The following is a 15,217-nucleotide window of genomic DNA, read 5'->3' as shown; positions in this document are numbered from 1 at the left end:
ATATTGGAGGAAGCAATAGCGCGTGAATTTCCAGAAGAAGTAAGTGGACTGAGGAAGAAAGTCTTTATCGATTATGAATTTCGCCCGATTTCAAGAAAATTTATTAATACTTGTGCACACTTAGAAATAGAGCGAATATTTACAACATATGAGAACCCGAAAGGGAACAATGTCTTGGGCTATGGAAAGCATTACACTTACAGGAGGTAAAATCCACACTTACGAGTCTGTGGCCAAACTCCATTACTGACTACCAGATTAGAAATCCTGGTTTCTTGAAAGCATTACAAAGGGCTGGGTAAGTCCCGCACCCATTTTCAGCAAATTTTGTGGCAAAGCAAAAAATTAACTTTAAAATCATCAATGCTCATCGCTATTCAGGTACTTTGTCAAAATGGGTGCGGGACGAAGCTTGCGGATAAGCAGAGCATCGGAGTGACAAAACTAAATATCCGGGACTATTTACCATAACTATCGACAATAAAAAGAATATTCATTTATCCCAAATACCCCATTATACTCTGCCCGCAAGCAAGCTATAGATGGGTCCAAGCATTTGCACCAGCATGAGAAAAATCAGGATTGAAAAAAATATGAAAAAAATGTCCCCTGGATCCGTGAAAATTAACTCAACAACGATTCCTGTAACAATCCGAGACTTTTGGAAAACAGCGAAAACTGTCTGACCGAGTTAGGCAGCCTTAATTAAAATCTTTTTAAATCGTTAGCTCCAAAATTTGCTTAAAAACCTGAAAATATAATGTCCCATAAATCCAACTAATCGTGTTAAAAATTTTAAGTTAGGCTGCCTCCGAGGGAATTTTTTCGCCAGTTTGACAAAAGTTCCAGATTGCTAATTGTCAATAAACAAAATTTACTCACTTTCACGGATTCAGAAATTATGAAAATTTGCCCTCTTAAATAAAGTTTGGCCACAGATTCTTACACAATTAATTTGGCAAACTTCACATATGACATTGCGTTGAATATTCTAGGCAGAACTTATCATTTTGGGCTACTGTTTTTAGCAGCCTTACATATAAAGCCCCCCGTTTACACTTATCACTTGACCCGTTATGTAGCTGGCATCCTCACTAAGTAAAAAATTAACTACTCCCGCGACCTCCTCCGGTCTGCCAAATCTTTTCAAAGGAATTAGAGGATACAGTTTCTCTTTTGATAAATCCATGGTCATTTCTGTTTCTATGAGGCCAGGTGAAACTATGTTCACAAGGATGCTCCTCCGGGCGACCTCCCTTGCCAACGCCTTGGCAGCACCAATAAGGCCTGCCTTTGCTGCCGAATAATTGATTTGCCCTGCCTGCCCTGTTTCTCCAGATACTGATGAAATAGCAATTATTCTCCCTTGTCGCTTTGGTAGCATCGCCTTTATTACAGGCCGAACAACATGAAAAAAACCAGACAAGTGAACATTTATCACATCATCCCAGTCTTTTTTGGGCATCATAGCCGCTAGCCCATCTCGAATTATACCCGCGTTATGAATAAAAGCATAAGGCACATCCTTTTCTAGTAATGGCTCAAGGGCACTTAGAACAGCCTCTTCATTTCCAACGTCAAATGGTAAAAGTGTACAATGAGATATACCTTCCTTTTCAATCTCCTGTTTGATTCTTTCTGCTCCCTCATGATCCGAATGATAGTTGAGCCAGATATCATACCCGGAACCCGCAAGCCTTTTGGCAATAGCAGCTCCTATTCCTTTGCTGGCGCCAGTTATCAAAACAATCGGCCTTTTTGTCATATAACTTTCCTCAGCTTTAACCACTTTTTAATTTCGCACCACCTCTCAAGATATGATTCAACCACATAACTAAAAATGGCATCTCTTCTATGTTCACTCTCCATTCAATTCTTGTACATTACTTTGCATAACCTTTTCATAAACACTCATGGCCTGCTCCAGATAGTCTCTGGAACCTGAATGTCCACCGCAAGCCACATAAGCCTGACGCAAGGCATAAAGCCCTGCCAAAATATCCGACCAATCCACATACCCCATATGCCCAATGCGCACGATTTTACCTTTTAACTGGTCCTGCCCACCAGCCATGACCACTCCATACTCCTGCGCAGCCACTTTTAAAACCTTTACACCATCAATACCGGGAGGAAGAAGAACAGATGTTAGTCCTAATGTATAATCATCCTTGACTAGCGGTTCAAGACCTATGGCTGTAACCCCTGCTCGAGTCATCTCTGTCAGTGCCTTTTGTTTTTTATAGATATTCTTAAGCCCCTTGAGCTTAAAATATTCCAGACATTCTTTTAGCCCCACGATTAGATTGATAGCCGGGGTAAAATTGGTCTGGTTCTGCAAACATCTTGCTTTTTCTTTAAGCAAATTAAAATAAAAATTTTTCGGGCCAATAGCCTGAACACGGTCCCAAGCCTTTGGGCTTAAGGCAATAAAAGCAAGACCAGGGGGGAGCATAAGGCCTTTTTGCGAACCGGTTAAAAGACAGTCTATGCCCCACTCATCCATTGGACAAGGAGAAATACCCACGGCTGAAATACCGTCCACCACTAAAAGCTTGTCCTTTGCCTGGCAAAGCTCTGCCAGTTCTTTGATGGGATGGAGTACTCCAGTTGAAGTCTCCGAGGCCTGGACCAGAACACCCTGAATATCCGGCCAGCGGGAGAAGGCATTTTCTACCTCTTCCTTCGTTATTGCCTGGCCCCATACAACAGGCAGAGCCACCACCTCCAAGCCATGTGACTGGGCAATATCTGACCAGCGCTGACCAAACTTACCCCCCTCTACCACGAGTACCTTTTCGCCCGGGGCAAACAAGTTAGTCACAGCCGCAACCATGGCTCCAGTGCCAGAAGAACTCAAAGTCAATACGGGCTCACGTGTCCCAAAAAGATAACGCAGCCCAGCTTGGTTTTCTGCCATTATTTTTTTAAATTCATCCTTGCGATGATGAAGCATGTCTCTGGATAGGGCCAGACGAACATTTTCAGGTAGTGGCGTTGGCCCTGGAGTTAACATCCTTAATTTATTCACAACTCACTCCTGTTTGAATTTTAAGTTTCAAGGGACTACTAATCTTCCTATCATCCCAACCTCTTAACTTCATTAACTTTTACTAATGTGCCTCTCCCCAATTTTCACCAACTCCCCAATCCACTACCAGAGGAACCTTCAGTGTATAGACCCCGCTCATTATTTCAGAAAGCCTCTGGCCAGCATCACGTGCATAATCCTTTTCAACTTCCAGAATAAGCTCATCATGGACCTGCAAGATAAGGTAGGCTTTAAGCTTTTGTAAAACTTCATCCTTATCTGCCAATATCATGGCCTTTTTGATAATATCTGCTGCTGAACCCTGGACCACGGTATTAATGGCCATACGACGAGCCTGTCCGGCGACATTGGCATTTCTGGAATTTATTTCCGGAAGCAGCCTTCTTCGACCGGCAATGGTTGTTACATAACCTCTTTTTTCGGCCTCTTCCTGGATATGGTCGTAAAATTTCTGGACCTTTTTTAATTTACTAAAATAAATTTGAATAAACTCCTTGGCCTCGTTTAAGGATATACCCAGTTCGCGGCTCAATTTTTGTGGCCCCATGCCATAGAGAAGTCCAAAATTAATGGTCTTGGCCTTTCTACGTTCTCCGGGGGTCACTTCCTGGACAGGTTTGTCGAAAAGCAGGGCAGCAGTCCGGGAATGGATGTCCTGGCCCAGCTCAAAGGCTTCCAGCAGGGTCTCATCTTCTGACATATGGGCAAGAATGCGCAATTCAATTTGAGAATAATCAGCAGCTACCAGAAGCTTACCCGGAGCAGCTACAAAACATGACCTCATTCTTGGTCCAAACTCGCCGCGAATAGGAATGTTTTGCAGATTGGGATCGCTACTGGACAATCTGCCAGTAGCCGTAGCAAGCTGGTTAAAATGGGTGTGCAGTCTCTGCCTCTCATCTACCTTTTGGGGCAAGGGTTCCAAATAGGTAGAACGAAGCTTTTCCAGAGTTCGATACTTCAGAATCAACTCTATGATCGGATGTTCCCCGACTAAAGACTGTAAAGCAGCAATAGAAGTTGAGGGAGCCCCTTTAGGCGTCTTCCGCCTGGACTTAAGACCTAAATCATGAAACAGAACTTCAGCCAATTGCTGGCTGGAGCGAATATTAAATTTCTTTCCGGCCTGGGCATAAATTTGCTCGGTCAACTTGGCCAACTTGTCCTTAACCTCGGCTAAAAACTCTTTAAAAGCATGGAGGTCAATACGAATACCCTTTTGCTCCATTTTCACCAGAACAGGAACCAGCGGAGTCTCCAATTCCTGCATGAGTTGTTCTAGACTTGCCTGTGCTATTCTCTCCCTCAAGATCTGTCCCATCTTTAGCGTAGCCAACCCCTTGTTCTCCTCACTCACCTCAATTTCCCCGGCAAAAGACTGGTAAAGCCTTTTCCAGCTATAATTCCTCTCTTCGGGGTTTAAAAGATAAGCACTTAAAGATAGATCAAAAAAAGAATTGGTCGGCAAATCAAACCAAATTTTATCCTTTAGCAAAAGATCTTTTAAACTAGGGACAAAAATCTGGGCCCCTTGCAGGCTCGCCACCAATTGGCTTAGTGAACCAGCGCTTTCGCTAAATTCCCACTCCTTGGAATCTACGCCCAAAAACCATCTGTTTTGCTCGAAAAAAAGACCTACCTCCTGATTACGAAAAGTAGTTGAAGGGTTAAGTGGCTGAGGAGTTGAGGAGTTAATAGGAAGCTTTATTGTATTCTCTCGAATCCGGACTCTCGAATCCAGAGACTCGGACATCGCCGCCCCTGGTACTTCCTTAAGTAGGGACTTAAACTCGTATTCTTTTAGATAAGAAATCAAGGCATCGGTATCTATTTGCCCACACTTGAGATCCTTAAGTTCTATCTCCTGACAACAATCGGTTTTCAGCCGTGTCAATTGACGATAACTTAGAAGATCATCTAAATGAGGCTTTAATTTCTCGGCCAACTTTGGCTTTAACTGTTTTAACTGATCATGACCAGCCCGCAACTCTTCCAAAGAAGGGAAGTATTTAAGCAAGGCTAAAGCTGTCTTGGGCCCAACACCAGGCACGCCAGGAATGTTATCCACCTTATCCCCGACTAAGGCCTGGAAATCCGGCCATTGCTCGGGCTTAAGTCCCTGCTGGGTGACAAAGGTTTCCAGGGTGATCAACTTTTCCTTTTTTTGCCCGGGATCCCAAACGAATACATTTTTATCCAGAAGCTGCCATAAATCTTTATCCGAGCCGACTATAACTATTGGATAATCTTGCTTAAATCTATGTGTCAGGCTAGCAATACAATCATCTGCCTCTACACCTTCCAGGACTTTAGTCATCAGCCCCAGGTTTCTTACTCCCTGCAAAAGAGGCTCGATTTGCAGAGCCAGGTTCTCAGGCATCTTCAGCCGATTGGCCTTATAGGGCTCAAAAAGTTCATGCCGAAAGGTAGGGCCCTTGCCATCCAGAAAGAAGCCCAAAAACTTTGGGGTTTCCTCTTTAATAATCTTAAAAAGCATGCGTAAGACAATATAGATGGCATTGGTGGGAAAACCATCAGCGCGCTTTAAATCCGGATAAGCATAAAATGCCCGATATAAAAAAGAACTCCCATCGACCAAAAAAATAGGCTCTCTCGTCAACTTTAACCTGGTTCTGATGCTTTCTACTGTTTTTGGCTTTTGCCTTCTTTTCATTTTTGCTTATTGAATGGTTTATTAGTCTATTGGTGGTAGGAAAAAAGGTTAAGGCGGTTTGTAATCATTGTAGGTTGGTAAATTGTTTGTACTAAATCCCCTCTCAACCTCTCATCAGCTAAGCTTCTCACCCTCTTGCCTTTTTTGCCCTTTTGCCTTTTTGCCTTCTATAGTCTCCCAATCTTTGCCAGATAAATTGCTGGGGATGAGTCCGCTCCAATTTACTTAAAGGAATCTCCGCCCTTGCCATGGACCTATGGCCACCGGCCGGCCCGCAATCACCAAACATCTGTTCGGCCATTTTACCCATATCTCGACGCAAGCCATCCCCTCGAAAAATTACCACGAGTTTGTCCTCGTGTAATCCACTGACCAAATCCCAGGAAACATTGTGAATTCTTAAGAAAAAATCAGCCAAAATAACTAGAATATCAGCAGAGTCGACTGTACCCATGAACACACTTAACCCCTGGCCCAAAATCTTTACCTTTTTAAAGGCCTGGGAAAAGTACTTCAGCCATTCCTTGCGAAACTCCGAGCGGACAATCTTCTGCAAGAGAAGGGGATTGTAGAATTTAGTCAAATACCTAAAAGCACGAATATCCACATCACTAAACGGACGCTCAAAACTCTGGGTATCTGTCTTGATGCCATAAACCAAGGCCGTGGCCAAAAGCTTACCTGGCCTGATTTTTAAATTATACAAATATTCAGTCATTAAGGAGCTATTCGCTCCATACTCCGGCCTGATCTCGTGAAATTCAGCCTGAAGCGACTCATCTTTTAACGGGTGATGATCCAAAACAATTGAAAAATCTATATTCGCAAAATCCGGATGATGATGAGGCTGAGAATCCACCATGGCAAATTTATCATATTGGGCCTTAAGAAGGGGCGTCAACTTTTGTGTGGGAATGCGTAGCAATTTGATCATGGTTAAGTTGTCCGGTCTGGACACTTCATTGACATGAGCAATACCCACTCCCCGTACCCGTCTGGCCATAATGCGCTTCAAAGCCATAGCTGAAGCCAATGCATCAGGGTCAGCATTGATAACAATCAGCCAACGCTGATCTTTTTCAAATAAACCCAATAATTCTTTGATTTTTTGATCTAAGTTGCGAAAGTATGCCATTATTTAAGTGGTGGTATAAGGTTTAAGGATAACTCAACAAACGCTATTTTATCCGCACTGAAATTCCGGCCAGGACAAAATAGACCTGCGCGCACAACCTGGCCAGATTTTGATTAACATCTCCCAAAGCGCGCACAAATCGACGCATCTCTCCGGAAACAGGTATAGGACCAAGACCTATTTCCGAACTAACGAAGATTATCTCCTGTCCCTGCCAGTTTTTTAAAAGAGAGAAAAACTCTTTTATCCCTTCTTCCAATTTTCCCTGTTCAAACAGGGTAAAAAGCCAGAAATCCAGACTATCCACCAAAATGGTGGCCCAATCCTTCTCCCTGGCCTTTAAACAAACACTTAAATCAGATCCAATCTCGTGGACCAAAAGACTAGGATCTCTTTTTAATCTATGATCTTTTATCTGTTTTTTGAACTCAAAATCAAAGCCTTTGCCGGTTACTATAAGTAAATGAGGACTTTTCCCCTTAAGGAGTAGCTCCAGGCCAAAGTCGCTTTTCCCGGACTTATTCCCGCCAAGGATCAAGCTAAACAAGCTCTATCCCCCAAGAATGCATCCAGTCAGTTAACATCTGCTTAGATCTAACAAACTCGGCAAGGCTGAAAACTTCCAGAAGCAAAGTTGTTCCTGCCCTAACCTGCTCTAGAATGCAGCGCAACAATTCTTTTCCTTCCTCATTTAATTTCTCTAATCCATAGTGTTTTTTATCTATCTCCAGCCCATAAACATGTAACAGCCTAACCCTCTCCCATAACGTGGGCAAGTCTAAAAGAGACAGTTGATCATACGCCAGAATATGGCCTAAATCCAGACATACCCCAAGATTTTTAGCACACACCACATCCCAACACCCGGTCAAGTTATTCTCGGCTATATTTTCCACCAACAACTCCTGTCCTCTTGCTTCCCATCTTCTCGCTGTCTCCGCTTCCCCGTTTCCCCGCCTCTCATGCCTACCCGCCCAAAAAGAGGCAAATGCGTCTAAATCTCTTTCATTTTCCGGGGGATGAAGAACAAATTTATCCGGACCTAAAAAGTGCACTTTTTGAAGTAACTTTGTGGTCAAATTAAAAATTTCTTCTGCCCCAAGAGTCCAATCATAGTCCAGAGGCAAATGGACATGAAACTTAAGATTTAACCTTGCAACTTCGGGCGGTATGTCCTGACTTGTGTAGTTTAAACAAGCCGCTGTCTCAAATAAAGTCAGGCCTACTTCTCGAACCTTATCTTTTAAAACCAGACAATTTTCACCGACCGTACCGGGAATGACATATGACGGTGCTGCCAATTGAAAAAATTTCCTGCTCATTTCAGAGAAAATCTCACATCACTAGCTTGATTTCTCTCTTAGAGAGATATAAGTGCCCTTTTTAATTTATATTGTTTACAGGGTATATATTTTGCAAAAAATCATCTAACTTTTCGGCTCCAAGTACCAAACTCAATCCCGCAACGATACGGTGCCTGCTAAAGGTAGGCAAACAAAGATTATGAACAAAATTAGAAATTTCTTTCAACATAATTTTAACCCACTGCATATTTATTGCCGCTTACGCGAGGTAGGCCTTGAGCCGGCTCTGGCCCTACGGGTGAGTCTGGCTTATGAGCGTTATATATACAAATTTATCTTAAAATAAACTCCGTCTTTTTTCTCTTTTCTGCTTATGGGCCTTAGCTACGGTTCTGGTCACCATTTCTTTTGGCAACTCGTTTAAAAAACGCGAGGCCTTGAGTCGCAAGCCCTTGCCGAAAACTTGTCTGGACTTAGCCAAACTGAGAAACAAAAAACTCCTGGCCCGGGTACAGGCGACATAAAGGAGCCTGCGCTCTTCCTGCTCCTCAGTCTTCTCCTCATAACCGCTGTGATCACCAAGCAATAAATCCAAACCAATAAAGGGCATAATCCCATCTTCTAAGCAAGGCAAAAAAACAGCCTCAAACTCTAGCCCCTTGGCTGCATGCATGGTCATCACTCTTACTTTTTGTGCCCTTGTGCGTACTGCATCCAATTCACTTTCCAAGCGAATATAATTTAACAGTCCTGCCCAACCATTATGCTCTGCATAGGCATTTTCCAACTCTTTAAAAGCCCGACTCTGCCAGAATATGCGGTCAAAAGGAGGTATATCCTTAAGATAGGCGGCCATTCCTTTAGGCCCCTGGGCCAAGACCTTTTCCGGGCAATCAAAGACATCTTTATCATCAACAACCCCTAAAACCCGACTCACAGCCCTTAGGATCAACTCCACTCGAGGCTCCTTGTAAAATATTTCCTGCTCGGGCACACAATAGGGTATACCCAGCCTCTTCAAGCTAGCCGTAAGGGACGGGATTAAAGCCTTGAACCGGACCAAAATGGCTATATCCCCTGGAGAAAGTGCCTGCTGTGTCTGCCTCATATCCTGCTCCCAATGGGCAGTTCCACCAATGAGACACTTAATCCTATCACCTATCCAATTTGCTTCCTGGGTGGCTGTAGGGGCCTGAAAAACAAAGATCTGGCCGGCACTTTTTTGATGCGCCTTTAAGGCTGGAGTATCAGGAAATAAAGCCGTGGAAAAATCTAATATTTCTTGGGTTGATCTGTAATTTTGAGATAAATTAATGACCTTAAGATCGGGCCAGATATTCTTTAACTTCTCCTGAATATCAGTGACTGCACCGCGGAAACCATAAATGGATTGTTTTGGATCGCCAATACCAAAAAAACCTTCACCTGCCGGACCCGCCAGTCTTGTAATTATAGACAATTGCAGAGAAGATAAATCCTGGATTTCATCTACCAATACCTGAGTAAAGGGACGGGCATAATTACCTCCCTCAATCTCTTCCAGCCAAAACTCCAGCAAGTCCGCATAATCTACCAAGTTTAGATCCTGTTTCAGGCGCATATAGGCCTGACCATATGCACTATTATATGACTCCCTCTTTTCCCGAGCCAGGTTATATTCCTGCCAGGCTTTTTTTAATTCTGCCCCCTTAAGCTCCGGATTGGCCTGAGAAAATACTTTTTTGGCCTCTTTTTCCTCCAGGATCAGGGGCTCGCTCTGGTGAACCTGCTGCCAATATTCAAATGCCATGGCATGGAGTGTCTCAGCCCTTGGCAGGGTTTCTTTTTCTCCGCGAAGTTTAGCCAGCCTCTCCTGAAGTTCCTTGGCTGCTTTGCGGGTAAAGGTTAAAATTAATATATGTCTTGGGTTTACTCCATCGCCCAGCAACCTGTTCACTCTGCCCATCAAAGTCTGGGTTTTTCCTGTTCCAGGTCCAGCCAGGACAAGAACCGGACCTGGCCCCGCAGATATAGCCTGTTTTTGTTCCGCATTATAGACTAATTCCAGAACTGTTTCATCGTGTTTATCATCTTGTAGAGAATAAATTATTTGCTTTTGCTGCTTGTTCTCTCTTTCTGGTCGAGGGAGATCAACAAAAAAACGTCCGCTTTTAAATTCCTGTTTCTCCTTGGCCGAAAACACAGAAATCTTCCCGTACTGACCATCAAAGCCAGGTTCACGAAAAACCTCATTGTTGCGCATCCTGGAGATGCCCAAGGCCAGTGGGGGAGAAAATCGTTTTAACTCCTCCTCGGGAACCTTTTGCAAGATGGTCAGCTCTGAGCCAAACTTGTGAATCAACTTATAATAAAAGGAACGAACTTTTTTTGTCTTTGGGCCTACGCCCATAAACTCAGCAATAATTTCCGGCAAGGGAATAATGGAGCTAAACCCAGGCTGTCCAGGTGGCTGCACGGGATTTTCCCTGTCGGCAAGACTTAAGACCCGGTTCAAGACCCCCACAGTCAAAGGCTGGCCACACTCAGGACAAATGCCCCCTCTGGCCCTCGTCTGTCTTGGATCCATAACCACCCCACACTTCCTGTGTCCATCCAGGTGGTATTTACCTTCTTCAGGAAAAAACTCCAATGTGCCCAAAAAACGATGGCTTAAGCCTTCCCGACGTAGGGCGTGATAAATCCCATCATAACTAATCTCTCCCTGAAAAATATTTGCCTCCCTGGCCAGGTTCTCCCCGGAATGGGCATCAGAATTGGATATCAAAGTAAAAGAATCCAACTTACTCCACAGCCAATTCATTTCAGGATCAGATGACAAACCTGTCTCCAGGGCAAAAATATAACTGGACAAATCGCCGAAACACTCTTCTATACTGTCAAAACCAGACTTGGAACCAAAAATGGAAAACCAGGGAGTCCAGATATGGGCAGGGACAACAAAGGCCATAGAATCAATTTCCAGGACTATTTCCAGCAGATCACGAGAATCAAGTCCTAAAATAGGCCGACCATCGGATTTTAAATTACCTACCTGAGAAAGCCTTTTATTTAATTCTTCTGCTTTATCCAAACTTGGCACAAAGACCAGGTTATGAACTTTGCGAACCTTGCCTCCACGCTTATAGATAGAGCTAATCTCTGCAGTAAGAATAAACCTTGTCGTGGATTTAAGCTGATTATCAAAACCGGGTATTTCACCTGCCAAATCCGGGTCTTCTTTCAAGTAGAGCAGACCATCCTCACCTTGCTCTAAATGCTCTTTGAGCATGGCCATCCATCCCGGATGAGTAAAGTCCCCGGTACCAATAACATCTATCCCTTTGACTTTCGCCCATGCTGCCAGATTCAAAGGAGTCAACTTTTTGCTCGTAGCTCTGGAAAAACAAGAATGGACGTGAAAATCGGCCAGAAATACTTTCATAGATATAAAAAAACTAAAGTTATAAAGTTAAAAATCCTCCCACCAAAGGTGGAATTCTCCTTAAATTAACGACATTGATTAAGTGCTTGGTGATTTATCAAAGATGACCTAAAATTTCTGACTAAACAGGCCTTAGTCCCTCCGGATTCGCCTGCCTCCAGCTCAATAAAAGCTCCGTTAAGACCAGCCAACCGTTGAGCAATAGCCAACCCCAATCCCGTGCCCTCTTTTTTTGTAGTAAAAAAAGGATCAAAAACTTTTTGTTTTAGATCATGGTTAATTCCAGGCCCATTATCCTTTATTACCAAACGCTCTTCATTACCTTTCCGCTCCCAATAAATCATCACCTTTGGCGCAGGGTTATCTTGCACAGCTTGCAAGGCATTTAAAAGTAGATTTAAAATCACCTGATGTAACTGATTTCTATCCCACTCCCACGTGGCTTGGTCAAGATTTTCGTTTACTTCTATACTCACATGCGGATATTGATTCTGGAGCACGTGGATACATTCTTCTACCACCTCTCCCAGCTTTACATTTTCTTGATGCCCCTGCCTTGGTCTGGCAAAGACAAGAAAATCCTTGAGCAGATTGTCCAATCGGTCAATATCTCGTAAAATTACTTGCGTCAGACGATCTGCATATTCTTTCTCCAAATTTTTTTGTACCAAAAGCTGCAAGCTGGTCTTTATCCCGGCCAAAGGATTTTTCATCTCATGGACCAGGCCAGCGGCCAACTCGCCTACACTGGCCAATTTTTCCATTTGCTGTACCCGTCTTTCCAACTGGCGATACTCGGTAATATCTCTAAAAATAACCAGATAAAGGTTCTCATCTGGCACAGATGTTACGCGAATGCCCAAAATCCGACCGTCTTTTAGCTGGGTCTCTCTCAACTTAGGTCTTCTGTCTCGATTTTCATGCCAGTAAAGAAAAAGCTCCGGGCTTAACTCTTTCAGAGGCCTTTTCAATGCCAGCTTTACATCTTTGACGCCTAAAAATTCCTGTGCCTTTTTGTTAAGGGCAGAAATGTGCCCCTTTTCATTCAAGACCAATAGCCCTGAAAGCATCCAGTCAAAGACCTGCTTTTTCAGACTCTCAGCGTGACCAAGAGCGATCTCTTGCTGTAAAAGCTTGAGAATCAGGTCTTCTTCCTGGTCTTTACCCAGCCTGACAAGAACATTAACTAGAATAATAGCCAGGAAGTGCAGGAAAAGATTATAGGTCAACTCACTTGGCTCATAGATGTCCTGCCCCCAAAACTTGGGATAAACATATTGGGTTAAGGTCAGACAAATAAAAAAAAGACCGATTAGCAGGCTGGCATATAAAGCTACTTTTTGACCTAATGTCCGGCCATATAAAAAAATGATCACCAAAAACAAAAAACCAAAACCGCTCTTTATTCCACCTGTAAGCAGAAGCAAAAATGAAGCCAAGAAAATATCAGAAGCAAGTTGAAGCAAAAAGAAAAAACGTAAGGAAGTGAAATATTTCCAGGTCACCAGGAACAGAACATTCAGTCCAAAACCAAAAACCAGAAAGGTGGTCAGCAATTCCTGCCTGGAGTGGACAAAATAATTCACCGGTTGAATGAGCTCGAGCCAGGCCAGTGAAACTGGGACCAAAATAAGTACCAATAAGGCCAACCTGAGCACACAGACTTTAACTACTATCCTTTCCAGGATAGGGCTCATGGAAAAAATTTTAGTTTCGCCCACAGTCGGTTTTATCACCTTGTAATTTTCTTAAAGTATGCTCCAGGGCCGGCAATATAGTGCCCAAGTTTTCTTGAACAGCCTTAGGACTGCCAGGCAAATTAACAATCAAACTTTCATGAAGCGTACCCACCACTGCCCTGGAAATCATCCCATGCACTGTTTTGGTCAGGGCCGTGCTGATCATGGCTTGTTCAAAACCCGTCAGCCTCTTCTCAATTACTGCAAGAGTCGCCTCAGGAGTGATATCCCTGGGGCCGACTCCTGTACCTCCTGTTGTCATAATAAGATCAATACCCCAAAAAAGGGCCAAATGCGTAAGCAAGGCCTTTAACTCGTAGATCTCATCCGGCAGCACAAACCCATGGGCCATGGAAATGTTTATTTTCTGGGCAACAAGCTTTGCTATAAGGGGACCACTTTTGTCCTCGCGCAAGCCCTGGCTCCCCTTATCACTTAAGGTGATCCAAGCCAGAGAATAACCATGCTTATATACGCAGAGCTCCATTGAACCGTTAAAAGATATGTCTTTGATCACTCTGGCGGCAAAAAGGAGATAATTTTTACCGTCAGGTCCTGGGGCCCATCTTTTATCTATAATCTGAAAGTAGTTCTCTGCCTCCCCCAGATAAAGGCCAACCTTTAACTCCTTAGCCTCACCGAAACAAGTTAGAAGCGGGGTAGAGTGTGAGAGTAGAGGAAAATCTATGGGTTCCTGTGGGTAGACAGCAGTCTCTAAACCCTGAGACTGAAGCTTTGGACCAACTACCTGAAAATAAACAGTTTCCCCTTGTCTTAAGTGAATCTTCTTATCCACACACAAAGTAAGTCTTGCTATCATCGCTCAGTCTCCATCACGCTAGTAACACGGCAATGATCCCGGACAAAAAAATACCATCAAAAGTCCCGGCCCCGCCAATTGACAAAAGCGGAGCCTGGATCGTGTCCAAGGTTTTTCTATCTAACAAGTGCATAATATCAGCGCCAATAAGAGTCCCTAAACTCCCTGCGATGTATGCCACTTGAGGCTCAAGCCCTTTAGGGGCAAAAATCCAGACGCAGAGGACAGTTATCAGAGGAGGAAGCAAAAAAGGAATGCCAATACCCAGTCCAGGGATTGGCTTAGCTAATTTATAAGTAGATAAACAGACTATAATCAAGCTTATGCCTAAGCCTAATGATACTCCTGTTTGGGTTATAAAATAAATGGATAACAAACAGGGGATCAAGCATCCACCAACATTAACGGCAATAATCTGCTTGATCGTGGTCAATTCAAAACCATACACCGGGATACGGTAATGACGCCACATTCCTTTCAAATCAATTGGCTCATAAGGTTTACGAACGATGGTCCTGGAATAAATAGGAATGTTAATGAGACTCCCTACAAGCGTAGCTAGTAAGATAAAAAAAACCTGGCCTCCCGAAAGACCCAACTTTGAAAAGGCCACAGTTATAGCTCCGATCTGTATAAGAACAAAAAGAAAAATTATAACCAGAAAAAAGATTATAAAGACAACTAATAAGAAAGGAAGAAAGAAAAGTGGATTGCGAAACATAACATAACCTACGTTTATAAAAGTTTGGAGTTTAAAAAAATAAATTCTAAACCTATTTCAACATGTTATAAATAACAAAATTTACTTTTTTAAAAAATCCCTCTCTATTAGGACCAATCTAGCTCTACAACTCTAAATACCAGTCTCAATAAATCTACCAAGAAACCTTTGGCAGGTCAAAAATACTTTTAAGAGTCTGTGGCCAAACCACATTTTGACTACCAGATTAGAAATCAGGATTGAAAAAAAATATAAAAAAATGTCCCCGGGATCCGTGAAAATTAACTCAACAACGGTTCCTGTAACAATCCGAGGCTTTTGGAAAACAGCGAAAACTGTCTGACCGAGTTA

The 15,217-nt window shown here is 43.2% G+C and carries 11 protein-coding genes; 1 reads left to right on the top strand and 10 read right to left on the bottom strand.

The genetic code is table 11. The annotated features are described in order from the left end of the window. Positions 1-1,033 precede the first annotated feature (1,033 nt). From fabG to cbiR, 6 genes are all read right to left on the bottom strand, one after another. Positions 1,034-1,765 carry a 3-oxoacyl-ACP reductase FabG gene (gene fabG / locus AC3WVG_RS03740; RefSeq protein WP_488796839.1) on the bottom strand — a complete coding sequence of 244 codons (732 nt, stop codon included), beginning with the start codon at positions 1,763-1,765 and terminating at the stop codon, positions 1,034-1,036. 93 nt (positions 1,766-1,858) lie between these two features. After that, positions 1,859-3,016, bottom strand: coding sequence for a pyridoxal-phosphate-dependent aminotransferase family protein (locus tag AC3WVG_RS03735; protein ID WP_488796867.1), 1,158 nt, complete (start codon positions 3,014-3,016; stop codon positions 1,859-1,861). 97 nt (positions 3,017-3,113) lie between these two features. Next, positions 3,114-5,726 (bottom strand): DNA polymerase I, encoded by a 2,613-nt coding sequence (gene polA, locus AC3WVG_RS03730; RefSeq protein ID WP_488796838.1) that lies wholly within the window; start codon positions 5,724-5,726, stop codon positions 3,114-3,116. Positions 5,727-5,853: 127 nt separating this feature from the next. Beyond that, positions 5,854-6,861 (bottom strand): DHH family phosphoesterase, encoded by a 1,008-nt coding sequence (locus tag AC3WVG_RS03725; protein ID WP_488796837.1) that lies wholly within the window; start codon positions 6,859-6,861, stop codon positions 5,854-5,856. Between the two features lie 43 nt (positions 6,862-6,904). After that, complete coding sequence (locus AC3WVG_RS03720) at positions 6,905-7,408, bottom strand: bifunctional adenosylcobinamide kinase/adenosylcobinamide-phosphate guanylyltransferase (protein WP_488796836.1); 504 nt, start codon at positions 7,406-7,408, stop codon at positions 6,905-6,907. After that, entirely contained in the window at positions 7,401-8,183 is a 783-nt protein-coding gene (gene cbiR / locus AC3WVG_RS03715) for a cobamide remodeling phosphodiesterase CbiR (protein ID WP_488796835.1), read from the bottom strand. The genes AC3WVG_RS03720 and cbiR overlap by 8 nt, the downstream gene beginning before the upstream one ends. Before the next feature lie 181 nt (positions 8,184-8,364). On the opposite strand from cbiR, the gene AC3WVG_RS03710 reads away from it, so the two are divergent. After that, the gene (locus tag AC3WVG_RS03710; protein WP_488796834.1) at positions 8,365-8,511 is read left to right on the top strand and encodes a hypothetical protein; all 147 of its coding nucleotides are present in this window, start codon (positions 8,365-8,367) and stop codon (positions 8,509-8,511) included. Here AC3WVG_RS03710 and AC3WVG_RS03705 read toward each other — a convergent pair. The 4 genes from AC3WVG_RS03705 to AC3WVG_RS03690 form a co-directional block, all read right to left on the bottom strand. After that, complete coding sequence (locus AC3WVG_RS03705) at positions 8,503-11,586, bottom strand: UvrD-helicase domain-containing protein (RefSeq protein WP_488796833.1); 3,084 nt, start codon at positions 11,584-11,586, stop codon at positions 8,503-8,505. The genes AC3WVG_RS03710 and AC3WVG_RS03705 overlap by 9 nt on opposite strands. Before the next feature lie 65 nt (positions 11,587-11,651). Next, on the bottom strand, positions 11,652-13,307 hold the full coding sequence (locus tag AC3WVG_RS03700) for a two-component system sensor histidine kinase NtrB (RefSeq protein ID WP_488796832.1): 1,656 nt from the start codon (positions 13,305-13,307) through the stop codon (positions 11,652-11,654). After that, a complete protein-coding gene (locus tag AC3WVG_RS03695) occupies positions 13,294-14,145 on the bottom strand; it encodes a MogA/MoaB family molybdenum cofactor biosynthesis protein (RefSeq protein ID WP_488796831.1) in 852 nt (283 codons plus the stop codon). The genes AC3WVG_RS03700 and AC3WVG_RS03695 overlap by 14 nt, the downstream gene beginning before the upstream one ends. Positions 14,146-14,158: 13 nt before the next feature. Then, complete coding sequence (locus AC3WVG_RS03690; protein WP_488796830.1) at positions 14,159-14,758, bottom strand: DUF1614 domain-containing protein; 600 nt, start codon at positions 14,756-14,758, stop codon at positions 14,159-14,161. Between the last annotated feature and the right edge of the window lie 459 nt (positions 14,759-15,217).

This window comes from Desulfovulcanus sp., assembly GCF_982781345.1.
The sequence above is the reverse complement of the archived record's forward strand: the minus strand, read 5'-3'. Positions and strand labels throughout refer to the sequence as shown.